Source organism: Mesorhizobium sp. P2_F7, from assembly GCF_056403695.1.
Map to the genome: position 1 here is coordinate 493,859 of NZ_JBFUFA010000003.1, position 23,579 is coordinate 517,437.

The window sequence follows — 23,579 nt, forward strand, 5'->3', positions numbered from 1 at the left end:
AGGAACCGGCAATGGCAAAGTGGATTGATGCGTGTGCGACGGACGATATCGAGGAAGAGGATGTCATCCGCTTCGATCACGAAGGCCGGACCTTCGCCATCTTCCGCAGTCCGGACGATACCTTCTTTTGTACCGACGGGCTGTGCACGCATGAGAAGGTGCATCTCTGCGACGGGCTGGTTATGGAATACAGGATCGAATGCCCGAAGCATAACGGCGTGTTCGATTACCGGACCGGCGAAGCCGTGCGCGCGCCGGTCTGCGTGAACCTTAAAACCTACATCACGAAGGTCGAGGACGGCCGCGTGTACGTCGAGGTCTGACATGTCCAATAGTTTTACGCTTGCGGCTTGCGCCGAAATGCTTTGGCGCGACCGGCCGATGGAATTCCGCGTCAAGCGCCTCACCGAAATGGGCTTCCAGGTCGGGCTGTGGAACTGGCCCGAGCACGACCTCGCAATGCTGGAGAAATCCGGCGCCACCTTCTCGATCATGAACGGCTATCTGCGCGGCCGGCTGGCCGATGACGAGGGCGCCGCCGAACTGTTGAAGACGGCAAAGGAGACGGCGGCGGTCGGCAAGCGCCTCGGCGTCGCACGGCTCAATCTGCACGGCACCGGATTGGGCGAGGGCGGCCTGCCGGTCACGCCTTGCGAGACCGTTACCGGCGCGATGTGGCTCAAGGCGCGCGACACGCTCAACCGCATCGTCGACCTCGCAGACGCCGAGGGCGTGACCTTCACGCTGGAGAATTTGAACCTGCCGGTCGACCATCCCGGCGTGCCGTTCGGGCGGGCCGAGGATACGCTGGCGCTGGTGTCGAGCGTGAACCGGTCGGGGCTGCGCCTCAATCTGGACCTCTACCATGCGCAGATCGGCGAGGGGAATCTGATCGAGCTCTGCCGCGCCTGCCTGCCGTGGATCGGCGAGGTGCAGGTCGCCGACGTGCCAGGACGCATGGAGCCAGGCAGCGGCGAGATCAATTATCGAGGCATTGCCCGTGCGCTGAAGGCCATGGGTTATCGCGGGCCGGTCGGCATGGAGGCGTTTGCCTCCGGCGATCCCGAGGCGGCGCTACTGGCCTTCCGCGACGCTTTCACTATCTGAGGGAACACCAATGGTCACCAGGAACAGCCGCCCCACCGTCGCCGACATCCGCGCCATGAAGGGCCGCGGGCAGAAGATCTCCATGCTTTACGTCACCACGCTCGAAGAGGCTGCGGCAGCGGATGCGGCCGGCGTCGACATGCTTTCGATCGAGGGCCGCTTCTTCTCACCCGAAATGCGCGAGGCAGCCGGCCGGTGTTTCGTGCAGGTCGGACTACCCTACGGCCCCGCCGGCAATCTGGTCACCGCAGAGGATTATCTCAAAACCGCCTACCACTTCATGCGCATCGGCGGCGACTGTTTCTATTGCGCCGCCTCGCTCGATATCCAGAAGACGCTTTGTGACAATGCCGTGCCTGTAGTCGCCCATGTCGGCCTGATCCCGTCGCAATGCACCTGGACCGGCGGCTTCAAGGCCGTCGGCAGGACAGCCGAGAGCGCGCGTGCGGTGTGGGATCACGTCAAGCGCCTGGAGGCCATTGGCTGCTTCGGCGCGGAGCTGGAGGTGGTGCCCGACCGGATCGGCGAACTGATCACCAGGAATACGCCGATGATCATGCTTGGCATGGGCGCCGGGCCGCATGCCGACGCGCAGTACCTGTTCAGCGAGGACGTTCTCGGCCACACGGCTGGCCACAGACCGCGCCACGCCAAGACCTACCGCAACTTCGCCGCCGAGTATGAACGGCTGCAGCGCGAGCGCGTCGCCGCCTATCGCGAGTTCATCTCCGACGTGCAGACGGGCGCGTATCCCGAACCGCAGCACGTGGTCCCTATCACCGACACGGAACTGTCCACTTTCAAGGCCGCTCTGGGGCTGTAGTGATTTCGCTGCCGACCTACCGGTCGCCGCTTAGCGCATCGCGCAGCGTCTGGATCTGCCGGTTCAGGGCATCGAGCTGAGACAGCGTCATGCCCGAGCGCTCGATCAGGGTTTCGTTGAGGCAGTTGCACTGGACGAGCAGGGCGCGGCCGGCTGGGGTCAGGTCGACCTGCACCTGGCGCTCGTCGGTCTGGCTGCGCTGACGGGTGACCAGGCCCGCCTGTTCCATGCGCTTCACCAATGGCGTGATCGTGCTCGATTCCAGAGCGAGCCTGTGCGCGACCGCACCGACCGACATGCCGTCGGCCTCTGCAAGCGCGTTCAGCACGAGGTACTGCGGATAGGTGATCCCCATCTCGTCCAGCATCGGTTTGTACGTGCGGTTGATCGCCATGCTGGTGGCGTAAAGCGTGAAACAGATCTGGTTGTCCAACGGGAGAGGCACGACACATTCCTTTGCCGACTGAGCGTTTGATGTGTACCACGAAAAATAATATCGCGATACATATTTTCTGTAGACAAGGATTTCGATCTGCGCTAGTCATATCGTTATCGCGATATTGATTATCGCGAAAGACAATCAATGGAGATTGAGATGACCAAGCCCGGCAGCAGCACGATCACTACCAAGGACGGCACCGAGATTTTCTACAAGGATTGGGGAACCGGCCAGCCCATCGTTTTCCATCATGGCTGGCCGCTGAGCAGCGACGACTGGGACGCACAGATGCTGTTCTTCCTGTCGAAGGGCTACCGCGTCATTGCCCATGACCGGCGCGGCCATGGCCGCTCGACCCAGACCGATACCGGCAACGAGATGGACACTTATGCCGCCGATGTCGCGGAGCTTGTGGCGCATCTCGACCTCAAGGGCGCCATCCATGTCGGCCATTCCACAGGCGGCGGTGAAGTGGCCCGCTATGTCGCGAAGTATGGTTCAGGCGGTCGCGTCGCCAAGGCGGCGCTGCTCGGCGCCGTGCCGCCGATCATGCTGAAGACGGCGGCAAATCCCGGCGGCCTGCCGATCGAGGTGTTCGACGGCTTCCGCGCCGCCCAGGCCGCCAACCGCGCCCAGTTCTTCCACGACGTTGCAGCCGGTCCGTTCTACGGTTTCAACCGTCCCGGCGCCCAGGTGTCGCAGGCGGTCGTCGAGAATTGGTGGCGCCAGGGCATGATGGGCGGCACCAAGGCGCATTATGATTGCATCAAGGCCTTCTCGGAAACCGACTTCACCGAAGACCTGAAGGCCATCGACGTGCCGGTGCTGGTCATGCATGGCGACGACGACCAGATCGTTCCGATCGCCGACTCGGCGCTGCTGTCGGTCAAGCTGCTCAAGAAGGGCGAGCTCAAGGTCTACAAGGGCTTCCCGCATGGCATGGCGACGACCCACGCCGATGTCATCAATGCCGACCTCTTGGCCTTCATCAAGGCCTGATACCGTCCAGCTGGAACAAACAAGGCACCCGCCGTGAGGCGGGTGCCTTGTGCTTTCATCGAAATGTCCGCGGGGTCTATTTGGCGAGAAAACCCGCGATCAGCTTGACGGTGGCGTCGGGATTTTCCTCCATGATCCAGTGACCGGAGGCGGGCACGATGCCGCCCGTGACATCGGTCGCAACAAGCCGCAGTGTATCGGCCTGCGTGGTGCCGGCGGATTTTTCCCCACCAACTGCCAGCACCGGCATGGTCAGTTTGCCGCCGGCGGCGAGCATCGCCTGGTTGTCGATCGCGTCCTGGTCGAAGGCCTTGAACTGCTCGAAAGCGTCATGCATCGCATGCGGGCGGGCATAGAGTTTGGCGTAGTGCCTGCGCGTTGCCTCGTCGATCTTCTTGGGTTCGGCCGACAGCTCATTGTAGAAGCGGTCGAGATAGATGCGCTCGCGCCCCGCGACCAGCCGCTCCATATCCGGGCCGCGGAAGTTGAAGTGCCAAAGCAGCGGGCTTTGCTTGATCTTTTCCCAGTCGCCGATGCCGGGCAGCGGCGCATCGATGATGACCCATTTAGTGATGCGCTTGGGATATTGCGCGGCAAGCGCATAGCCGACCATGTTGCCGATGTCGTGCGTGACCAGGTCGGCCTTGTCGATCTTCAGCGCGTCCATCACGCCGGCGATGTCGACGGCCTGGTTCTTCTTGGTGTAGCCCGCGTCCGGGTGAGCGGACAGACCCATACCGCGCAGATCCGGCACGATGACGGTGTGATCCTTCGCAAGTGCCACCGCCGCGGCGCCCCACATGTCTCCTGTATCGGCAAAGCCGTGCAGCAGCACGACGGCGGGACCCTTCCCGCCGACGCGCACATAGAGTTTGGTGCCGTTGGTTTCGACGGACTGCGTCTTGAAACCCGGCGGAAAAGGAACGATGCGTGCCATAGCCGGCACGATAACAAAAAGCACACCCAACACGGCCAACACGATCTTGCGCATATCATTCTCCAGAGACGTTGAGGATCTGTGGCAGCGTTGCCCCGCGCACACGTTTCGGACACTAACAGGCTTTTCACCTGGGGAAAGAATCAATAAGGGCGTGGCAGCTGCCACGCCCTTATTCGAGTGCTGAAGATCGAGGGTTTTTAACTGGTCGCCGCCTGCGCCTTCCTGGCTTCCTTCATGTTGGGCAGGAAGACCGTCAGCAGGCCAAGCAGCGGCAGATACGAGCAGATCTGGAAGACGAAATCGATGCCCTTCATGTCGGCGATGACGCCGAGTACGGCAGCGGCGATGCCACCCATGCCGAAGGCGAAGCCGAAGAAGATGCCGGCGATCGTGCCGACACGCCCCGGCACCAGTTCCTGCGCGAAGACGACGATGTTGGAGAAGGCCGAGGACAGGATCAGGCCGATCAGCACGGTGAGCACCATCGTCCATTCGAAATTGGCGTAGGGCAGGGCCAGCGTGAAGGGCAGCACGCCGACGATCGAGAACCAGATCATCGCCTTCTGGCCATAGCGGTCGCCGAACGGGCCGCCGAGCAGGATGCCCAGCGCCGAGGCGCCGAGGAACAGGAACAGCATCACCTGGCTCATCTGCACCGACACGCCGAACTTATGGATGGAGTAGAAGGTGTAGTAGCTGGAGAGCGAGGCGATGTAGGCGTTCTTGGTCAGCACCAGCAGCGTCAGCACCGCCAGCGCTCCCATCACCTTGCGGCGCGGGAAGGGCGAGACGAAGCTAGTCGCCTTGCGATTGCCTTGCGCTGTGCGCATGCGGCTGTACCAGCCGCCGACCCGCGACAGAACGATAATGCCGATCAGCGAGCCGACGGCGAACCAGGAAATGCTGGTCTGGCCGAAGGGCACGACGATGAAGGCGGCAAGCAGCGGCCCCATCGACTGGCCGAAATTGCCGCCGACCTGGAACAGCGATTGCGCCAGACCAAAGCGGCCGCCCGAGGCGAAGCGGGCAATGCGCGAGGATTCCGGATGGAAGATCGCCGAGCCGATGCCGATCAGCGAGGCGCCGACCAGAAGCAGCGCGTAGTGGCCGGCATAGGCCAGCACAATCAGGCCGATCAGCGAGGAGGCCATGCCGTAGGGCAGGGAATAGGGCATTGGCCGCTTGTCGGTGATCATGCCGATGATCGGCTGCAGCAGCGAAGCCGTGACCTGGAAGGTGAAGGTCAAAAGACCGATCTGCCAGAAATCGAGACCGTAATTCTCTTTCAGCAGCGGATAGATCGCCGGCAATAGCGACTGCATGATGTCGTTGATGCCGTGGCAAAAGCTCACCGCCAGAATGACGGTGAAGGCGGTTGCCTGGGCTGATGGGAGGCTGGCGGACGCCGGCGGTGCAATGCTGGTGACTGTGGTATCGGTCAAGACAGGCTCCGAGGTCTTTTTGGCGGGTGTTTGCCCGCGGGCAGGCTTGGCGGCCGCTCCTGCGGACCGCCTTGAGGACGCTCGTCTGAAGCGCCTTGGGGGATGGTCGCCTTATAAGCTGCTTGCGAGGCGACTTCTTTCGTGGTTTGGTCCAATAGTTTCGCAAGTGGGCCATAGCCGATGCCACATGGCAAGGACGTCTTCCGCACCGGCAATGCCGACCTCGGGCAATTGCACGAAAGCCGCTGGCAGTGGCTGGAGGAGGTTTCCGGGCCGGCGGTGGCTTTGCCGACCGAATATCCCGATGGCTACCATGTGCCGCAACACCGCCACAGCCGCAGCCAGCTCTTGCATGCGCTGGTCGGCGTCGTGCTGGTGACCACCAGGTACGGGCGCTGGATGGTGCCGCCCGACCACGCCATGTGGATACCGGCCGGCACCGAGCATTCGGTCGAAATGCTGGGCGATGTCTCGATGCGCTCGGTCTATGTCATGCCGGGCGCGATCCCCGGGCTGCCGGAAGGCTTGCGCGTCGTCGGCGTCACCGAGCTGATGCACAGCCTGATCGTGGAATCGGAAAAGCTGCCGCAAGGCGGTGAACTGGAAGGGCGCGGCGGGCTGATCATGAACCTGCTGTTGCACGAAATCCCGATCTTGCCGGAACGGCCGCTCGGGCTGCCGTTCCCGACCGATTCGAAGCTCGCAGCGCTATGCCGGCGCTTCGTCGCGGCACCGTCGCCGCATGCCACGATCGACGAATGGGCCGATGCCGCAGGCATGAGCCGCCGTTCGTTCACCCGCGCCTTCCATCGCCAGACCGGGCTGTCACTGTCGACATGGCGCCAGCAGGCCTGTCTGTTCGCGGCCCTGCCGCGCCTGGCCGACGGCGAACCGATCACCAGGGTGGCGCTCGATCTCGGCTATGACAGCGTGCCGGCCTTCATCACCATGTTCAAGCGCATGCTGGGCGCTTCGCCGCGCGGTTATATGCGGGGCGCCCGCGATGAGGGCATGCGGCGGGCTCTGCCTCGCCTGGAGGGCCCGGCGCCATAAGTAGCGCCGGAGCCCGCATCGACGTGCTTAGTCCATCTGGACGCCGCTGGCCTTGACGATCGGCTCCCATTTGGCGAGCTCGGCCTTCACATGCGCGCCAAGCTCTTCCGGGGTGGAGGCCACGATCGAGGCGCTGAACTGCGCCATGCGGGCAATCACGTCGGGATCCCTAAGGGATTCAACTGCCGCCTTCTGAAGAACGGCGATCGCCTCGGGCGGAGTGCCCGCCGGCGCGAACAGAGCGTTCCAGCTGTAGGTTTCATAGCCGGGAATGGTTTCGGCAATGGCCGGCACATCGGGGAAGGAGGGAACGCGCTCCTTGGTGGTAACGCCGAGCGCTCTCAGCGTCCCGCTCTTGATATGGCCCGACGAAGACGGAAGGTTGTCGAACATCATCGGCACCTGGTTGCCGATGACGTCGTTTAAAGCCGGGCCGGCGCCCTTGTAGGGAATGTGCTGCATGCTGACGCCGGCCATCGTCTTGAAAAGTTCGCCGGAGAGATGCAGCGGGGTGCCATTGCCCGACGAGGCGTAGGCGTATTTGTCCGGATCCTTCTTCAGCATCTCGATCAGTTCCTTGACGTCCTTGGCGGGGAATTCAGGGTTCACGACCAGGACGTTCGGCACCAGGACAAGCAGCGATATCGGTGCAAAATCCTTCTCCGCATCATAGGGCTTTGTCTTCAAGATCAGAGGGTTGAGCGCGTGAGTGGCAACCGTGCCCATGAGGATTGTGTAGCCGTCCGGTTCGGCCCGGGCGACCTGTGCAGCACCAATGCTGCCGCCGGCGCCGCCGACATTTTCGACGACAATCTGCTGGCCCAGCTTCTCGGACATCTTGTTGGCGACAAGGCGGGCGACCAGATCCGTCGAGCCGCCGGCGGAAAAGGGGACGACCATTGTGATGGTCCGGTCCGGAAAATCGGCGGCCGAGGCCACCGGCGCCGAAAAGGCGGCCGCGATAAAAACCGCAAGCCCGAGCAAAGTCCTTCGCCGCATTGGCATCTGTTACTCCTCCATTGTTTGGAGAGGCAGTATGCCATGGTAGGCGCGTCAGAAGAAACGTCTGCTTCGGGCAACAATGCAGATTACGCGCCGCTAATGTTAGCGTCCGCTCTATCTTTGTTTGACGCAGTGCCCGAGGGAAAACGCTACGCGCTTTGCCGGGAAGCCGCTTCACACGTCCTGGAATTGCTCTAGTCGAACAGGCTCGACACCGACTCTTCGGTCGCCGTGCGCGAAATCGCCTCGCCCATCAGATCGGCGATGGAGATGACGCGGATGTTCGGCGCGTCGAGCACGCCCTGCGTCGGCTGGATCGAATCGGTGATCACCAGTTCCTGCAGCTTCGAGCCGCTGATGCGGGCAACCGCGCCGCCCGACAGCACGCCATGGGTGATGTAGGCGGTGACGCTGGTGGCGCCGTTGGCAAGCAGCGCGTCGGCGGCGTTGCACAGCGTGCCACCGGAATCGACGATGTCGTCAATCAGCAAGCAATCCTTGCCGGCAACCGCGCCGATGATGTTCATCACCTCGGATTCACCGGGGCGTTCGCGGCGCTTGTCGACGATGGCCAGTTGCGCGTCGAAGCGCTTGGCGAGCGCACGGGCGCGGACCACGCCGCCGATGTCGGGTGATACGACAACCACGTTACCGAGCTGCTTGTATTTCGCCTTCACGTCGCGAGCCATCACCGGAACCGAGAACAGATTGTCGGTCGGAATGTCGAAAAAGCCCTGGATCTGTCCGGCATGCAGATCGAGCGTCAAAACGCGGTCGACGCCGGCACGGGTGATCATGTTGGCGACCAGCTTGGCCGAAATGGGCGTACGGCCCGATGCGCGGCGATCCTGCCTGGCATAGCCGAAATAAGGGATGACCGCGGTGATGCGCTTGGCCGAGGAGCGCATGAAGGCGTCGATCATGATGAGCAGTTCCATCAGATGATCGTTGGTCGGGAACGAGGTCGACTGCAGGATGAAGACATCCTCGCCGCGCACGTTTTCCTGGATTTCGACGAAGATTTCCTGATCGGCGAAGCGCCTGACGCTGGCTTTGCCCAGCGGGATGTTGAGATAGCGGGCGACCGCTTCGGCCAGCACCCGGTTGGAATTGCCCGCGAAAAGCTTCATGCACCGTTCCTGGCGAAGGATGGGAGGGGTCCTCTTAACCCGGGCTTTTAGCGAGCCGTGCCGGTATTGCAAGCCCGTTGACGGGAATCCGCCGGCTAATCTCAAAAACGTCAACAGTGACGAAAGTCTGCAACAGGCAGATCAGCCGGCACTGCCGCCGAGCCAGGCCGCGAACTGGTCGATCGTCTGGTCGGCGATCGCCTGCATTGTAGCCGGCGCGACTGCGGGCCAGCCTTCGGTGGCGCCGACCGAGGGTGCCTTCTGCTGGCCGTTGATGCGATGCAGCCGGTTGCCGGCGGGATCATAGATGTCCCAGACATAGATGACGGTGGTGTCCTTACCCTCCGTCATGGTCGAGAAATAGCCCTTCAGCACATGCGTGGCGGCCTGATCGGCGCTGCCGGCAAGGGTGATGCCGCGCTGCCTGGCGCGCGTCTGCAATTCGGCCGTCAGCGGTGTCGCCGCTTCCACCGAGGCGCCGACGATCGGCGCGATCTGCAGCCGCGTCTTCGACAGGGCGGCGGCGCTTTGCGCTGGACTGGCGGGTGGTGCAGGTGCAGCCGGCGACGATGGCGCCGGTGTGGCAGGGGCGCCGCCCGGGTCTGCCGATAGGGGCTGAGCGGGCTGGGCCGAGGCTGCTGGCGGCGTAATGGCGGAGGGTTCGAGGACGTCCTTGGCGTTGGTGCAGGCGGTGAGCACAAGCGCTGCGAGCAATGACACGGTCGTCACATGCGATCGTCTCATCTGCCCGAAAACTCCTTAGTAGTGAACGCCCCCGCGTGAACCAGCCATTATGGATTCACTGTACGATCAAGTCGAGATCATGGCGTGAAAGCGGCTTCGGTTGGGATTCGGTGGTCAGGTAAGTGCGGCCAAGCGTCATTGCCGTCTCGGTTTCGGAGTCCATGATGATCATGTGGGCGAACAGCGTCATGTTGGGCGCGATCGGCTCGGGATTGCCCTGGTAGAACATCGGCATGTCCATCCAGGACGGGGTGAAGCGGGCGCCGACCGAGTAGCCGCACGCGTTGAGCCGGTGCTTGGTCAGATTGTGTGCTTCCAGCGTGCGGGCATGGGCGTCGAAGACGTCGCCGAAAGTGTTGCCCGGCGTCATCGCCTTCTCGACAGCCAGCAGAGCGGCGCGGGCTGCGTCGAACAGCTCCTGGTGGCGCTTCGACACCTTGCCGGTCAGCACGGTGCGCATCATCGGCGCGTGATAGTGGTGGAACACACCCGCCCATTCGAGCGTCAGCTGGTCGTTCTTGGTCAGTTTTCGCCGCCCGGCCTTGTAGCGGCAGAGCAGTGCGTCGACACCCGAGCCGATGATGAATTCATTGGCTGGATAATCGCCGCCGCCGGCAAAGACAGCTCCCTGCATGGCGGCAAGGATCAGCGCCTCGTCGCCGCCTTGCTTGATCAGCGGCAGGGCCGCGTCGAGCGCATCGTCGGACAGGTTGGCGGCTTTTTCGGCCTTGGCGATTTCGGCCGGGCTCTTGAACAGGCGCAGACGGCCGACAATGCCGGAGGCGTCGGCGATCTGGCCGAAGGTCTGCAGCTGCTCGTCGACGCGGCGGCCATTGAAGGCGGTCAGGCCATGGGTGTCGTATTCGACGCCGATGCGGGCGCCGAGCAGATTGAGGTCGTTGAGCAGGTTGCGCAGGTCGATCGCCGGATTGGCGCCGTCGCGGTCGGTCCACAGGACGATCTTGTCGATGATCGAGGTGTGGCGTGCCTGGCGCAGGTCGGCCGAGCGGGTGAGCAGCACCATCGAACCATCGGCCTTCACCACCAGGCACTGAAAGAAGCAGAAGCCGAACGTGTCGTAGCCGGTCAGCCAGTACATGCTTTCCTGGGCGAAAAGCAGCACCGCATCCAGCTTCTTCTCGGTCATTTCGATCATCAGCCGGTCACGCCGGGCGTCAAATTCCGATCGTTCGAAATGCAGCGCCATCAGTCATTCTCCAAAACAATTGCCGAAACCTGCCGACCGTAGTCCGGTTCCTTGCGATGCGTCGTGCGTCGGTAGGAAAAGAAGAGATCCTCTTCGGCATAGGTACAGCGGCCAAGCCCCTCGGCGGTCACGCCCGCCTTTTTGAGCCGGTCGACCGTATAGAGGTTGAGGTCGAACATCGCATGCCTGGCATTGGCCGACGGCATGAAATAGCTGATGTTTTCGGCATCGGCTTCGACAAAGCGGGCGACGAATTCCGGCCCGACCTCGTAATTGTCGGGTCCGATCGAAGGACCGAGAACCGCAACGATGCGATCGCGGCGGGCGCCGAGGCTTTCCATCGCCGCAATGGTGTTTTCAAGCACGCCCGTAAAAGCGCCCTTCCAGCCGGCATGCGCCGCACCGATGATGCGGGCCTCGGCGTCTGCGAACAGCACGGGGCCGCAATCTGCCGTCGAGGCGCCGATGGCGATGCCCGGCCGGTCGGTGACGATGGCGTCGGCCTTGGGCCGCGGACCGGGGAAGGGCTCGTTCACGATGACGACATCGGGCGAGTGGACCTGATGCGCGGTCAAGAGATGGCTGGCGGGCACACCCATCCAGGCGGCGACGCGGCGGCGGTTCTCGGCGACCAGCGCCTGGTCGTCATCCGAGCCGGTACCGATGTTGAGGCCTTGGTAAATGCCACTGGAGACGCCGCCGACGCGGGTGAAATAGCCATGGCGGATGCCTTGCGGCTTTGCCGCTTCCAGCAGCGGCGAGCGAACAGGATCCGGTTTGGTCTGATTCAGCATGGATGGGTTTGTTGTCCGCGCCAGCGCTTTCGTCAAGGCGAAGTTCGGCCAAGCATTTGCGGCAGCCATGCCGGATTGGCTCCGAGTTGGCGAAAAGCAGGCATTCGACTATAGGCAATGGCCAGACAATTTCCGTGGCGGGCGAAAGTGCATGGGCTGGAATCCAGTCAAAAGCCTGATCCGACGGATCCACCGGAACCGGCAGGTGCGCAAGGCGAAGGATTTTCGCAACACGCTGGTGAAAGGCTATTTCCGCTCACGCAATGCGGCGTCGGGCGCGGAATTTGCCGAAGGCCTGCGGCGAACCGGCGCCCGGCATTTTTGCTTCTCCATCGCCTACAACACGCCCTGGGTCATCGATGCTCTGACCAAGGCCTGGCTGACCTATTCCACCGGGATGACGCTGGTGGTCATCGACAATTCGTCCAGGCCCGCGGCGCGGCAGGCGATCGAGGCCATCTGCCGGCAGCGCGGCATTGCCTATTTCGGCCTACCGCGAAACCCGGAATGGAATCCGAACCGGTCGCACGGCATCTCGATGAACTGGGTCTTCCATAACATCGTGCGCCCGCTGCGGCCCGAGCTGTTCGGCTTTCTCGACCATGACTGTTTTCCCGTGGTTGCCCTCGATATAGCCAGGCGCATGGCGGGCAAGGACGCCTACGGCACCAAATACCCCGCCAAAAGAGGCCATGAGGGATGGTATTTCTGGGCGGGGCTTTGCTTCTTTCGCTTTTCCGTCGTCGAAGACCTTGAGCTCGATTTCACGCCGCGCTTCGACACCGGGCTCGATACTGGCGGCGGCAACTGGCCGATGCTGCGCGACAGGCTGAATGACGGCAACATCGTCAATGCCGAAAAGGCCACGATCAGCCTGAAGCTCGGCGGCATCGAAGCCGACCATCGCATGCTGGATGACAGCTTCTTTCATATCGGCGGCGCTTCGTATCGCGGCCTGATCAGCACGCGGCACTATCGCCGGCTGATGTGCGACCATGTCTGGGAGACTTACCTTGGCGGTTTGGCGGGGCGGCTTGTAAACGATCTCTGAGGCGATCAGTCAGCCGGCTGGTGCGGCAGGATTTTCAAGACCTTGAACAGCGTGCCCATGGCGTCGGGGCAAGCGAGGCGTTCGACGGCGTCGGCAATGGTTCGCCGTGCCTCTTCACCTGCCTGGCTGCCCAGCAGGCCGGCCCGTTCGAGCAAACCCATGGAAAGCAGGAAGTCGCCCTGCGTCGTCAATTCCGCTTCGAGGCCATGCGCCCGCACGACAGCGGCCAGTGCCGCGAAATCGACATGGGCGGTGAGATCGGCTTGCCCGGGATTGGCCAGCACATCTTCGGGGGCGTGCTTGCGAACAGCCTGCAATGTGTCGCCGAAACCGGGCTGGAGATGGCCGTAATCAGGGAATAGCCCGGCGCCGCCGTGGCAGGCTATGCGTTCGGCAATGGCCGCCATCAGCGCGGCTCGCGCCGGCGCCACCTCGGCAACAGCGCCTTGCGGCGCTTCAGTGGCATTGTCCGGCAGCAGCGTCGCCTCGACCGAACCGGCGCCGACGAAGAAACTCAGTTCGTCACTGTCATCGAGACCGATCATCCGTTCTCGCCAACCGGCGCCGGCGCGGATGAACTGGCGGATCGGCACGGCGTCGAACAATTCGTTGCCGACGATCAGCAGCGGCGCTTGTGGCAGGGTGGTGATGGTTTCGTGCCAGCCGACCTCAGCCGAACTTCCGGCAAGCGTCTGTTTCTGGATTTCGGTCAGGCGCGGGCTGGTCTCGATCAGAGCGAACGATGCGCCTTCGGCGAGCGCAGGGTCGAGCCGCGCAAAAGTGCGCAGCATGTCTTTCATCAGCGTGCCGCGGCCGGGACCGATTTCAGCAATGGTGACCGGCAGCGGCCGGCCGATAGCCAGCCAGGCCTGATACAGCCAGACGGCGACGAGTTCGCCGAACATCTGGCTGATCTCCGGCGCGGTGACGAAGTCGCCTTCGGCGCCGAACGGTTCGCGCGTGGTATAGTAGCCGTCGCTCGGATCGAACAGGCAGAGCGCCATATACTCGTTGACGGGGAGGGGGCCTAGCGCACCGATCAGGTCGATGATGCGGGTTTTCAGCCGTGTCATGCCGGCTGTGGTTGTGGCGCCGGTCTGGCGGTGGCCATCGCCCAGATGCCGGCCAGCACCATCGGCAGCGACAGCACCATGCCCATGGTGAGCCAGCCGCCGAGGAGGTAGCCGAGCTGCTGGTCGGGCTCGCGGAAGAACTCGACGAAGATGCGCGACAGGCCGTAGCCGCAGATGAAGGCGCCGCCGACGAAGCGCGGCGTCTTCAGCTTCAGCCGCGAATGGGTGAGGAAGCGCAGGACCAGGAACAGCACCAGGCCCTCGAGCAGCGCCTCGTAGAGCTGGCTCGGATGACGCGGTTCGAGGCCCGCGACACAACCCGCCACTGTCTGCTGGAGGCGCTCGTTGCAGAAGACGACGCCCCAGGACATATCGGTGACACGTCCCCAGAGCTCCGCATTGACGAAGTTGGCGATACGGACAAGGCCGAGGCCGACCGGCACGCCGGCCGCAACAACGTCGAACAGCGTCCAGGTGCGGATGCCCCGCTTGATGGAAAACAGCGTCATGGCGAGGATGACGCCGAGCAAACCGCCATGGAACGACATGCCGCCCTGCCAGATGGCGAGAATGTCGAACGGATGGTCGATGTAGCGCTTGAGGTCGTAGAACAGCACGTAGCCGGTGCGTCCGCCAACCACGACGCCAACAGCGGCCCAGACGATGAAATCATCGAGATCGATCGGCTTCATCGGCAAGACGCCGTCGGGCCACAGCCGGGTGTTGGTGACCAGCCGCTTGGCGTACCACCAGGCGAACAGGATGCCGACGATGTAGCCGATGCCGTACCAATGCACCGCCAGCGGGCCGACCTGGACCAGGATCGGGTCGACGTTGGGGAAGGGCAGCGAGGCCATCGGCAGCAGCAAATAGTCGTTCAACAGGGTCTCCCGGGAGGGCTCGCGTTTGGGCGCGGACCATGCGGCAGGGTTTTGGCAGGGTCAAGGCAAGGTGACGGCTGCCTGATCGTCGCAGGTGGTGGCTTAGCGCTGCGGCTTGTCGGCGACCAATTGCCTGAGCGCGTCGTTGATCCTGTCCTGCCAGCCGGGACCATCCTCCTGGAAATGATCCAACACGGCCCGGTCGATCCTGATCGAAACAAGCTCCCTGACGTTTGGTGCGGCCGACGCTTCGCGAATGGGAGGGGCGGCTTTTTTGATCGGCTTGAAGGCCGCTTCAGCGGCTTCCATCGGATTTGTCGGTCGGCGCGGGGGCGTTGCCATGGGGTGATCCTGAGTGAGGGCGGCTTGACGCAAGCCGACTTGAAAGCACTACAATAGGCGACGTCGCGCCATCACGTATAGGCCGCGATGCCGCAGCCATCGCAACGTTCTTGCATTCCGCAGGCAGTGCCACTACGTCAATTCGAGCAAGCGAGGATTTGCCATGTCGACCGGACCGAACCGCATTCTCGATGAATTCGCCAAGCTGATGACCGACGCCGCGGGTGCCGCGCAAGGGGTGCGCCGCGAAGTAGAGACTGCCTTCAAGGGGCAGGCCGAGCGCATCCTGAATACCATGGACGTGGTGCAGCGCGAGGAGTTCGAGGCCGCCCGCGAGATGGCCGCAAAGGCCCGGGAAGAAAACACCAGGCTGGCCGCCCGCATCGATGCGCTCGAGGCCAGGCTTGCCGAATTGACCGGACAGGCCGCACCGGCGGCTGCGGCAAAGCCCAAAGCAAAAAAATAATCTTTAAACTTTTCCACAAAGCACAATCCGAAAAAGTGCTTTGCCGTGAATCGTTTACCGGCAATGCATGAATCTTTGTGACAGCGCCTTTCCACATGCTGATGACGCAGTGCGAAAAATTAGGCTGTTCACGCGACTCCCGATCAATAGACTGAATTTGTTGCATGATTCGGAGCAGGGTCATGCGGCCGGGCGGTGGGGTCCGGTCCGGGGTCTTTGTGTCGTGAAGTCCTGGCCGTCCGAGTTCTAGACAAGATTGTTCGTCGTGTGTGCCCCGCGGAGCGTGTGGCGCTCCCCTGAACACAGGAAGCATTCCATGGAACTTCTCGAACTCGAATTCTCCCGCGAAATCCATCCGGTGGATGTCATCGAGCAGGTGGCCCATAACAATGACTGGTCCTTCGAACGGGCCGGCGATGACGAGATTTCGATCTCGGTTGCCGGCAGCTGGACCGACTATCACGTCTCCTTCTCGTGGATGGAGGATTTCGAGGCGCTGCATCTGGCCTGCGCTTTCGACATCAAGGTGCCGGAAGCGCGCGCGCTGGAAGTGATGCGGCTGTTGTCGCTGATCAACGAGCAGATGCTGTTTGGACATTTCGACCTCTGGGAGCAGGAGGGCGCGATCATGTTTCGCCAGTCACTGCTGCTCGCCGGCGGGGTCGAACCGTCGAGCCAGCAGGTCGAGGTGCTTTTGTCGTCGGCGCTGGAAGCCTGCGAATGCTATTTCCAGGCCTTCCAGTTCGTCGTCTGGTCCGGAACCTCGGCCAAGGACGCGCTGGCGGGCGTCCTGTTCGAGACCTATGGCAACGCCTGATCGTCGCTAAGAAAAGAAGATGAGTTCGAGCAGCGCGCGCAAGCCTGAGATAAGCTTTGCCGATTTTGATCGTGTCGACATCCGTGCCGGCACCATTGTCGAAGCCGAGCCTTTCCCCGAGGCGCGCAAGCCCGCATTCAAGTTGAAGATCGATTTCGGCCCGGATATCGGCATGAAGAAATCCTCGGCGCAGATCACGAAGTACTATGCGCCGGAAACTCTTGTGGGACGGCAGGTGTTTGCCGTCGTGAATTTCCCGCCGCGCCAGATCGGCCCGTTCATGTCGGAAGTGCTGACGCTGGGCTTCCCCGATGAGGAAGGCGCCGTGGTGCTCGGCGCCATTGAGCGCAAGGTGCCGGACGGCGGCAGGCTGTTCTAACGATCGTCAGGCTGCCAGCTTGCGCTTGGTGCCAAGCGCCTCTTCCACCGTGTCCATGAACATTTCGGCGCAGGCTTTCCAGCTGTAGCGCATGGCGCGTTCGCGCGCCTCGGCGCGGTCAACATTGAGCGCGGCCAGCGAGGCCTTGCGCAGATCGGTCGACACCGCGCCGCCAATGCCGTCGCCGACAATGTCGATCGGGCCGGTGACCGGGTAGGCGGCGACCGGCGTGCCGCTGGCCAGCGCCTCGATGATGACGTTGCCGAACGTGTCGGTGCGGCTGGGGAAAACGAAGACGTCGGCCGAGGCATAGATTTCGGCCAGTTCGTCGTTCGGACGGTGGCCAAGGAAATGCGCCTGCGGATATTTCGCCTTGAGCTTGGCCAGTTCCGGCCCCTCGCCGACGATCACCTTGCTGCCGGGCAGGTCGAGATCGAGGAAGGCGCCCAGGTTCTTTTCAATCGCGACACGGCCGACGCACAGGAACACCGGGCCGGGAAAGCCGAGGTCCTTCTTCTTGTCCGGACGGAAATGATCGGTGTCGACGCCGCGCGTCCAGGGCCTGAGCTTGTTGAAACCGCGCGCGGCGAGATCATCGGCCAGCGACTGGGTGGCGACCAGCGTGCCTTGCCCCGAATTGTGGAAATCGCGCAGCCAGCGATAGGCCCAGCTCTCCGGCACCGGCAGGCGGGCGCTGAGATATTCCGGAAAACGGGTGTGATAGCTGGTGGTGAAGGGACGGCCGGCGTTGCGGCAATAGCGCCGCGCCATGATGCCGAGCGGTCCCTCGGTGACGATATGGATATGATCGGCCTTGCGCTGATCGATCAGCCGCGCGACATGGCCGGGCGTGGTCAGGGCCAGCCTAATGTCGGGATAGGTCGGCAAGGGCAAGGTGCGAAAAATGTTCGGGGTCAGGAAGTCGACCGCGACGTCGAAGGATTTCAGCGTTTCGGTGAGCCGCTCCAGCGTGTGGACGACGCCGTTGACTTGTGGGCGCCAGGCGTCGGTGACCATCAGTATGCGCATGGCGGTCCTTTGCTCGGATCGTCGGTTGCCTTGTTGCGATGGCGGAACGGCACCCACGCGGCTGCCCTCGCTTCGCTCCAGCGCACCCGGGCAGGCACGAGGTCGAAGTGAGGCGGCTGAGCCGAATCAACTGAGGTCGCGCGCTTCATGCGCGCTCTTGACCATGGTTTCATGACGGGCGGATGAAGGTGGTTTTTGGCCGAGCCGCCTGGTGGATCATGCGTTGATCAGGCAGGCACCGTGATCACGGCCCGCAGGCCGCCGAGCGGGCTGTCGTCCAGCATGATGTCGCCGCCATGGCTGCGGGCAATGTCGCGGGCGATGGAGAGGCCAAGGCCGGTGCCGCTGGCGTCGAGATTGCGGGCCTCGTCGAGCCGCACAAACGGCTTGAACACGTCCTCGCGCTTTTCCATCGGTATGCCCGGACCGTCATCATCGATGGTGACGACGAGCGAGCCACGGCCGTGATTGGCGCTGATCTCCACCGTCTTGGCATAGCGCAAGGCATTGCCGGCGACATTGGACAACAGCCGGGCGAAAGCGTGCGGGCGCACATGCACGTCGGGGTCGCCGGCAAGCACGGTCGACAGCTTGCGCTTGTGCAGCGACGCCTCCTCGCCGAGCTTCTGGAAATAGGCCTCCAGATCGAAATGGCCGGCATCTTCCGAGGCCTCGCCGCGGGCAAAGGCGATATAGCCTTCCAGCATCGACTGCATGTCGTCGATGTCCTGGTTGAGCGCTGCCTTGGTCTCGGGCTTGCCGCCGGCCAGCGCCAGCTGCAGCTTGAAGCGGGTGAGGATGGTTCTGAGATCGTGGCTGACGCCGGTCAGCATGGCGGTGCGCTGTTCGAGCTGGCGTTCGATGCGCTCGCGCATCTGGATGAAGGCAAAGCCAGCGCGGCGAACCTCCTCGGCGCCGCGGGGGCGGAAGTCGCGCGGCATCGGCCGGCCCTTGCCGAAGCTTTCGGCGGCCTCGGCCAGAGACAGGATCGGCCGGATCTGGTTGCGCAGGAAAGGAATGGCGATGGTCAGCAGCACCAGCGAGGTGCCGACCATCCAGATCAGGAAGATGTGGGTGTTGGAGGCATAGGCCTGGCTGCGGCGCACGAAGACGCGCAGCACCTTGCCCTCGAGCTGGATGCGCACCTCGACGATGTTGGAATTGCCGACGGTGTCGATCCAGAACGGGCGGTTGATCTGGCGGGTGATTTCGGTGGAAAGGACGTCGTCCAGGATCGAGAAGAAGGGCTTCGGCCCGGGCGCCGGCAGCGGGTCGGGCGGCAGAAGGTCGACCTTCAGCTGCATGCGGTCCTGCGCGATGCGGATGATGTTGGCGTAGTCGCCGTCGTGCGGATAGGTCTCGATCATGTCGATGATGGCGGCGATGTCGCTCACGGTGGCCTGCGACAAGCGCCGCGTCACCGTTGCCCAGTGGCGTTCCATGAAGTCGAAGGCGACGACCGATTGCAGCAGGATCATCGGCGCAATGACGATGATCAGCGAGCGGGCATAAAGCCGCTTCGGCATATAGAGCGCGACCAGCCGCCAGAACCGCTTCCAGGCGCGCGGCATGGCTTTCAGCGCGCGTGATATGCGCGCGCCAAAACCGTCCGGCCGTTCCAGTTGCGTGGTCGCCATGTGTCCTTCCGCTGGTCGCTCGTCGATGGCACTCGTCTATGGCCAAACGGCGACCGTCGCTGGCATTCTATTCCAGGCTGCCGCTCTGGAACAGCCGTGGCATGGCGGCCTATGACCGGTAGGGCACAGAAGCGCAAGAATCGTGATCAAGCGTACACCTGTGCGCTGCCACGTTGGAACCTCTTCGCGGATTGAGCGTTGCGAGCGGATGATCAGACGATTTGCCTACGCCCTTATCTTCGTCCAGGTATCCATAGCGTCTGCGCTGGCTACACAGGTGTTCCTGTCGACCACCGAGCAAGCGCTTAAGTCAGAACGCTGGCTTGCGCTGGCGCCAGGCGAAGACGACGGATGCGCCAAGGCGACGTGGCCCAATATTCCGCAACGATGTCTGCAACGAGTTGAGCCCGAGGTGGTGACGCTCGTGCTCAGCCAAAACAACTGATGGGGAATGGTTTCTTCCGACTTGCAGGCTGCAATTCGCAGCTGGCCACCCTGCCGCAGGACCAGCAACGCTCCGTTAAGCCTCGCGTAATCTCTGCAATCTATCTTGAATGGCAGATTGTCGAGGGTGACATGAAGCGCAAGTCGATACTGCTCTTTGCCTTCCCGGCTCTGATCCTGCTGATTCTGGCAGGGGAGCGCCTGGCGACCTTCTTGCTGGGAGCCTATCCGGCCAGTCCCACAATGTGGCGGATCTGGCTTGAACTAAGGCCGCTGTCGACGATGTTCTGGCAACAGATCGATCTCTATCTGGGAGCGTCGATGGTCGTTGATGCCGCCATCCTGGCTGCCGCGTCGATCGTTTGCTGGATGGCGTGCCGCACAAGAAAGTCGTCGGCATTCTTCTTCCTTGCAAATCACGCCGCCCTGCTTTTCGCCGGGCTGATGATCGCCGTCACCAGTCAATCCGAAACAGCGAGCACGATCGCCTCATTCACGGTCCCCGGGGGGCTTCCATTCTCGCTAATGGTCGATTTTACCCTGAAGAATAGCGTTGTGCTAATTCTGGGCCTGACAGCATGTGCCTACTGTCATGTTGTCTTCCTCAGCGAAGCCCTACAGCGGTATGAAGCGCTGGCCGCGAGGCTTGTTGCTCTGCAGCGAGATTACTAGGCAGCCCCACGTTTCCGACGCTTGAGCGTTTCACTGTTTCACGGAAACAGCGAAACGCTCCATCTCTTTGTTTTGATGCGGTTCCTCGGGGAAAGCGCGTCACACTTTTTCCCGGAACGGTCCTAGTTGATCTTTTTGTAGTAAACCTTGCCGTCGGCCTGTTGTATGCGCTGGTAGTTGGGGCTTGGGGCAGGTGCTACAGCTACGGTCCTCTTTTTCGGAGCAGACGGCGCATCGACAACGCTGGGCTCGGTCGCGTCTTCACCATCGAGAGCGGCGGGTGCCTCAGCCACGGCGTTGGCCGCGACCATCGACGGTTCCGCTGCGCTCGACACGACGTCGTCACCGGCAACAGGCTGGTTCTGTTCCAGGCGGGCTATGCTCCTGTTGATTTCACCAAAACTGCTCTGCAGTTGGCTGTCGAGCTTTTCAAATCGACTCTGAAAACCGTTGTTGACTGTGTCCAGCCGGCCCCCGATTCGTTGTTCGAACGTGCCGAGTTGTTCCAGGCGCGCTTCCAGAGAGCGCATATCGCTGATGCCGCGGGAGAGATAAACCGCGGCTACCACATTCACCAAGGTGATCAGGGACGTGCCGATGATGACCGCGCCGATAATGCTTCTGTCGCCCGGTTTTCCAACGACAGCCTGCTCTCCAGTGCGGGTTGCTGTCCCAATCTCGATTGCCGGCATGTCCGGTTCGCTGATCATGGTCATTGAACCACCACCTTTGCGCCGACCGCGACGCGTTTGAAGAGATCGATCACATCGGTGTTGGTCAGGCGAAAACACCCCGATGTTCCGTCGAAGCCAACCCCTTTGGGATCGTTGGTTCCGTGAATCCGATAGAGCGTGTCACGCCCGTCGCGAAGCAGATAGAGCGCCCTGGCGCCGAGTGGATTGTAGGGACCAGCCGGCACCATTTGCGGCAGGTCCGGCTGGCGGGCGCGCATTTCGCGGGGTGGGCGCCATTCCGGCCACTCTGTCTTCGCCCCCACCTTGACGACCCCTGTCCAGCCAAATCCGTCGCGTCCGACGCTGATCTGATAGCGAAGCGCCTGGCCTTGCCGGGTTACCAGATAGAGCGCTTTCTCATCTTTGCGGATAATGATCGTTCCGGGCTGTTCCGTGGTTTCGAAGGCAACAGTCTTGCGCAGGCTGGGGCCCATTGCCGGCAGCGGCGGCCGATCGGAAAGTGCCGATCGCGCGCTGGCGAAGTCCTGCGCCGACATCGCCAGCGCCATACCCATCGCGCAGGCCAAGACTGGGCCAATCCGATACTTACTTGGCCGATACCTATTTGGCAGCGTCATCGAGCCGCTCTTTGAACATCCGCTTCAGGTCCTTGTTGAAGCGCGCACGCCCATCCACCTCGGCAGGCAGGATAGCACGGTTCAACGCATCGGCCAGAAGCGCATTGTCGAGCGCGACCGATTTGATGTGCGGTGCCTTGAAAATCTTTTCCAGCTCGCTGCGCGAAAAGTGGTTCCCGAACCATTTGCGCTTGTGCTTGTTGGCGACCAGCGTGACGCTGACGGCATTGCCACGCAACTCACGGATTTTCTTGTAGAGTCGCTTGCCTTGCCGCAGCGAGGCGACGTTGAGTTCGAAGACGATGAAGATCTCATCGCTCGTCGACAGCACCGAATGGTGCCAGGGCGTCTCGATGTTCGGCAGGTCGATGACGATGTCGTCGAACCGGTAGGCGACGAGGTCGAGGAGCCGGAAGACAAAATCACTGCCTTGCGATTCGAAAGGCAATTGCGGCCTCTCGAAGGAATAAAGCGTCAGCCCGGATGGGCGCGAGAGCTTGATGACATCCATCAGCTCGACGTCGAGCCTCTCCGGCTGGCCGATGATGCCGCCGAGGTCGAACTGGTTGAACTGGTTGAGATAGGCACCGCAATTGGCGCTCTGGAAATCGAGGTCGACCAGACAGGTGGAAGCCCCGCGTTCTTTCGATTTCGATGCCAGGTATTCGGCCGCCGACAAAGCGAGCGTCGTCGCGCCGGCGCCGCCGCTGGCGCTGATGAAGGTGATGATCCGGCTTTTCGTTCCCTGGTTGCCGGTGTCGTGGAAGGTCACGGCGTTCAGCAGTTCCTTGCCGTCGAGCGGCTTGTGCAGCCAGTCCGAAGCGTTCATGCGCACCAGCACACGCGTCTGCTCCGACGACAGCTCGTCGGAGACCGCGATCAGCGGCACGGTAGCCCACAGGGCGCGCGCCTCGACGATGCCAGGCCTGCCGAGCAACTCGCCATTGCCAAGGTCGAGGATGACGATGCCGGGGCGCGTGTCGGCGGGTGGCCCCTTGAGGAAGTCGCTCGTCTCGGCAACCCTGACATCATAGATCGCCAGCGCATCGAGCCGCGTCGCCACATCGCGCTTGAAGTTCGCATCCGACGAGAACAGCGCCACCTGCTTTCGCTTGGTCGGTGTAACCTTGGTGTTGATAGCATTCATGGATACGAGACCTTCATGTCTTCGCCCGTGACCGTGCTCAGCATGGAGGGCATGGTGAGGGAGGTGAACCGTGTCATCAGCCCACCCAGGAAGAAGAACTGGTAGGTCATGTTCTGCAGGCTGACCGTGATCGTCGGGACCGGGCCGCCCAGCCGCGTCTGGTAGCCGAGGCCAGTGGCGGCATATGTGATAACGACATTGCTGCGCAGCAGGCCGGGGAAGAAATGGCACATGCCTAGCCGCATGGTGGCCCGCTGGGCTGCCGTGATGTCCGGACAGTCGTCGTTGTTGGTGACAGCCGTGTCGCCCCGGAATATGCGGCTGAAATTGGTGGCGTTGAACGTGCCGCCGTTGCTGCAAGCGCCCGTGGTTCCGGTGTATCTGCAGACAAAGGGGCCATACGCGCCGGCGATAACCGGCGCGCCTGGCGTCGTGGTGGGCGCGGCAGCGGTCAGATTGGTTACGACTGGATCGGAGATCGAAGCCAGTCGCGCACCAATTTGGACTGCCTTGGTTGCGGCATTCCATTGGTAGAGCGCATAGCCGAAATCGACGAAGCCCAGCGTCAGCGTAAACAGCAGCGTCGAAACGATGGCCATTTCCACCGCCGCCGCGCCGTCCTCCGATTTTGCGAAACGCCTGATCATCT

At 62.5% G+C, this 23,579-nt stretch carries 28 protein-coding genes; 11 read left to right on the forward strand and 17 right to left on the reverse strand.

Features of this window, described 5'->3' with window-relative positions; genetic code table 11:
• Positions 1-11: 11 nt before the first annotated feature.
• The 3 genes from AC1DZ8_RS12105 to AC1DZ8_RS12115 are packed head-to-tail and all read left to right on the forward strand — an operon-like array spanning position 12 to position 1,930.
• Positions 12-323 carry a MocE family 2Fe-2S type ferredoxin gene (locus tag AC1DZ8_RS12105; protein WP_477303865.1) on the forward strand — a complete coding sequence of 104 codons (312 nt, stop codon included), beginning with the start codon at positions 12-14 and terminating at the stop codon, positions 321-323.
• A 1-nt stretch (position 324) separates the two neighbouring features.
• A complete protein-coding gene (locus AC1DZ8_RS12110) occupies positions 325-1,107 on the forward strand; it encodes a TIM barrel protein (RefSeq protein WP_477303141.1) in 783 nt (260 codons plus the stop codon).
• Between the two features lie 10 nt (positions 1,108-1,117).
• Positions 1,118-1,930: a 3-methyl-2-oxobutanoate hydroxymethyltransferase gene (locus AC1DZ8_RS12115; protein ID WP_477303139.1), complete on the forward strand. Its 813-nt coding sequence runs from the start codon at positions 1,118-1,120 to the stop codon at positions 1,928-1,930.
• A 16-nt stretch (positions 1,931-1,946) separates the two neighbouring features.
• On the opposite strand, the gene AC1DZ8_RS12120 is transcribed toward AC1DZ8_RS12115, so the two are convergent.
• Positions 1,947-2,375 carry a MarR family winged helix-turn-helix transcriptional regulator gene (locus AC1DZ8_RS12120; RefSeq protein WP_477303137.1) on the reverse strand — a complete coding sequence of 143 codons (429 nt, stop codon included), beginning with the start codon at positions 2,373-2,375 and terminating at the stop codon, positions 1,947-1,949.
• Positions 2,376-2,525: 150 nt separating this feature from the next.
• Between AC1DZ8_RS12120 and AC1DZ8_RS12125 the strand changes: the two genes are divergently transcribed.
• Positions 2,526-3,368, forward strand: a complete 843-nt coding sequence (locus tag AC1DZ8_RS12125; protein WP_477303135.1) for an alpha/beta fold hydrolase — start codon at positions 2,526-2,528, stop codon at positions 3,366-3,368.
• A 76-nt stretch (positions 3,369-3,444) separates the two neighbouring features.
• On the opposite strand, the gene AC1DZ8_RS12130 is transcribed toward AC1DZ8_RS12125, so the two are convergent.
• Entirely contained in the window at positions 3,445-4,359 is a 915-nt protein-coding gene (locus AC1DZ8_RS12130) for an alpha/beta fold hydrolase (RefSeq protein ID WP_477303133.1), read from the reverse strand.
• A gap of 146 nt (positions 4,360-4,505) precedes the next feature.
• A complete protein-coding gene (locus AC1DZ8_RS12135; protein ID WP_477303131.1) occupies positions 4,506-5,750 on the reverse strand; it encodes an MFS transporter in 1,245 nt (414 codons plus the stop codon).
• A 180-nt stretch (positions 5,751-5,930) separates the two neighbouring features.
• Between AC1DZ8_RS12135 and AC1DZ8_RS12140 the strand changes: the two genes are divergently transcribed.
• A complete protein-coding gene (locus AC1DZ8_RS12140; RefSeq protein ID WP_477303129.1) occupies positions 5,931-6,803 on the forward strand; it encodes an AraC family transcriptional regulator in 873 nt (290 codons plus the stop codon).
• 27 nt (positions 6,804-6,830) lie between these two features.
• On the opposite strand, the gene AC1DZ8_RS12145 is transcribed toward AC1DZ8_RS12140, so the two are convergent.
• The 5 genes from AC1DZ8_RS12145 to pgeF all read right to left on the reverse strand — a co-directional run bounded on the left by AC1DZ8_RS12145 (position 6,831) and on the right by pgeF (position 11,680).
• On the reverse strand, positions 6,831-7,808 hold the full coding sequence (locus AC1DZ8_RS12145; RefSeq protein ID WP_477303127.1) for a Bug family tripartite tricarboxylate transporter substrate binding protein: 978 nt from the start codon (positions 7,806-7,808) through the stop codon (positions 6,831-6,833).
• 191 nt (positions 7,809-7,999) lie between these two features.
• The gene (locus AC1DZ8_RS12150) at positions 8,000-8,935 is read right to left on the reverse strand and encodes a ribose-phosphate pyrophosphokinase (protein WP_019860650.1); all 936 of its coding nucleotides are present in this window, start codon (positions 8,933-8,935) and stop codon (positions 8,000-8,002) included.
• Positions 8,936-9,076: 141 nt separating this feature from the next.
• Positions 9,077-9,679, reverse strand: a complete 603-nt coding sequence (locus AC1DZ8_RS12155; RefSeq protein WP_477303125.1) for a hypothetical protein — start codon at positions 9,677-9,679, stop codon at positions 9,077-9,079.
• A 55-nt stretch (positions 9,680-9,734) separates the two neighbouring features.
• Positions 9,735-10,886, reverse strand: coding sequence for a M24 family metallopeptidase (locus tag AC1DZ8_RS12160; RefSeq protein ID WP_142869245.1), 1,152 nt, complete (start codon positions 10,884-10,886; stop codon positions 9,735-9,737).
• On the reverse strand, positions 10,886-11,680 hold the full coding sequence (gene pgeF, locus AC1DZ8_RS12165) for a peptidoglycan editing factor PgeF (protein ID WP_477303122.1): 795 nt from the start codon (positions 11,678-11,680) through the stop codon (positions 10,886-10,888). The genes AC1DZ8_RS12160 and pgeF overlap by 1 nt, the downstream gene beginning before the upstream one ends.
• 151 nt (positions 11,681-11,831) lie before the next feature.
• On the opposite strand from pgeF, the gene AC1DZ8_RS12170 reads away from it, so the two are divergent.
• On the forward strand, positions 11,832-12,731 hold the full coding sequence (locus tag AC1DZ8_RS12170; RefSeq protein WP_477303120.1) for a hypothetical protein: 900 nt from the start codon (positions 11,832-11,834) through the stop codon (positions 12,729-12,731).
• A 5-nt stretch (positions 12,732-12,736) separates the two neighbouring features.
• Here AC1DZ8_RS12170 and AC1DZ8_RS12175 read toward each other — a convergent pair whose 3' ends face one another.
• The 3 genes from AC1DZ8_RS12175 to AC1DZ8_RS12185 form a co-directional block, all read right to left on the reverse strand.
• Positions 12,737-13,804, reverse strand: coding sequence for a class I SAM-dependent methyltransferase (locus AC1DZ8_RS12175; protein ID WP_477303118.1), 1,068 nt, complete (start codon positions 13,802-13,804; stop codon positions 12,737-12,739).
• A complete protein-coding gene (lgt, locus tag AC1DZ8_RS12180; protein ID WP_477303116.1) occupies positions 13,801-14,685 on the reverse strand; it encodes a prolipoprotein diacylglyceryl transferase in 885 nt (294 codons plus the stop codon). Before lgt ends, AC1DZ8_RS12175 begins: the two co-directional genes overlap by 4 nt.
• Before the next feature lie 102 nt (positions 14,686-14,787).
• A complete protein-coding gene (locus AC1DZ8_RS12185; RefSeq protein WP_477303114.1) occupies positions 14,788-15,027 on the reverse strand; it encodes a BrnA antitoxin family protein in 240 nt (79 codons plus the stop codon).
• Between the two features lie 163 nt (positions 15,028-15,190).
• On the opposite strand from AC1DZ8_RS12185, the gene AC1DZ8_RS12190 reads away from it, so the two are divergent.
• From AC1DZ8_RS12190 to AC1DZ8_RS12200, 3 genes are all read left to right on the forward strand, one after another.
• A complete protein-coding gene (locus tag AC1DZ8_RS12190; protein ID WP_352510484.1) occupies positions 15,191-15,493 on the forward strand; it encodes an accessory factor UbiK family protein in 303 nt (100 codons plus the stop codon).
• A gap of 316 nt (positions 15,494-15,809) precedes the next feature.
• Complete coding sequence (locus AC1DZ8_RS12195) at positions 15,810-16,310, forward strand: type III secretion system chaperone family protein (protein ID WP_006202532.1); 501 nt, start codon at positions 15,810-15,812, stop codon at positions 16,308-16,310.
• 19 nt (positions 16,311-16,329) lie between these two features.
• Entirely contained in the window at positions 16,330-16,689 is a 360-nt protein-coding gene (locus AC1DZ8_RS12200) for a tRNA-binding protein (protein WP_477303112.1), read from the forward strand.
• Between the two features lie 6 nt (positions 16,690-16,695).
• Here AC1DZ8_RS12200 and AC1DZ8_RS12205 read toward each other — a convergent pair whose 3' ends face one another.
• The gene (locus AC1DZ8_RS12205) at positions 16,696-17,718 is read right to left on the reverse strand and encodes a glycosyltransferase family 4 protein (RefSeq protein WP_477303110.1); all 1,023 of its coding nucleotides are present in this window, start codon (positions 17,716-17,718) and stop codon (positions 16,696-16,698) included.
• Between the two features lie 227 nt (positions 17,719-17,945).
• On the reverse strand, positions 17,946-19,355 hold the full coding sequence (locus AC1DZ8_RS12210) for an ATP-binding protein (protein ID WP_477303108.1): 1,410 nt from the start codon (positions 19,353-19,355) through the stop codon (positions 17,946-17,948).
• 142 nt (positions 19,356-19,497) lie between these two features.
• Here AC1DZ8_RS12210 and AC1DZ8_RS12215 point away from each other — a divergent pair, with 142 nt between their 5' ends.
• The gene (locus AC1DZ8_RS12215) at positions 19,498-19,800 is read left to right on the forward strand and encodes a hypothetical protein (RefSeq protein ID WP_477303106.1); all 303 of its coding nucleotides are present in this window, start codon (positions 19,498-19,500) and stop codon (positions 19,798-19,800) included.
• The gene (locus AC1DZ8_RS12220; RefSeq protein WP_477303104.1) at positions 19,800-20,471 is read left to right on the forward strand and encodes a hypothetical protein; all 672 of its coding nucleotides are present in this window, start codon (positions 19,800-19,802) and stop codon (positions 20,469-20,471) included. Before AC1DZ8_RS12215 ends, AC1DZ8_RS12220 begins: the two co-directional genes overlap by 1 nt.
• Before the next feature lie 122 nt (positions 20,472-20,593).
• Here AC1DZ8_RS12220 and AC1DZ8_RS12225 read toward each other — a convergent pair whose 3' ends face one another.
• Genes AC1DZ8_RS12225 through AC1DZ8_RS12240 form a run of 4 tightly spaced genes read right to left on the reverse strand, consistent with a single transcriptional unit; the run spans position 20,594 to position 23,577 of the window.
• Positions 20,594-21,187: a hypothetical protein gene (locus AC1DZ8_RS12225; protein ID WP_477400934.1), complete on the reverse strand. Its 594-nt coding sequence runs from the start codon at positions 21,185-21,187 to the stop codon at positions 20,594-20,596.
• Positions 21,184-21,783 carry a L,D-transpeptidase gene (locus AC1DZ8_RS12230; RefSeq protein WP_477400936.1) on the reverse strand — a complete coding sequence of 200 codons (600 nt, stop codon included), beginning with the start codon at positions 21,781-21,783 and terminating at the stop codon, positions 21,184-21,186. The genes AC1DZ8_RS12225 and AC1DZ8_RS12230 overlap by 4 nt, the downstream gene beginning before the upstream one ends.
• A complete protein-coding gene (locus AC1DZ8_RS12235) occupies positions 21,767-22,930 on the reverse strand; it encodes a CpaE/TadZ family protein (protein WP_477303098.1) in 1,164 nt (387 codons plus the stop codon). Before AC1DZ8_RS12235 ends, AC1DZ8_RS12230 begins: the two co-directional genes overlap by 17 nt.
• Positions 22,927-23,577 (reverse strand): TadE/TadG family type IV pilus assembly protein, encoded by a 651-nt coding sequence (locus AC1DZ8_RS12240; RefSeq protein WP_477303096.1) that lies wholly within the window; start codon positions 23,575-23,577, stop codon positions 22,927-22,929. Before AC1DZ8_RS12240 ends, AC1DZ8_RS12235 begins: the two co-directional genes overlap by 4 nt.
• Positions 23,578-23,579: the final 2 nt, after the last annotated feature.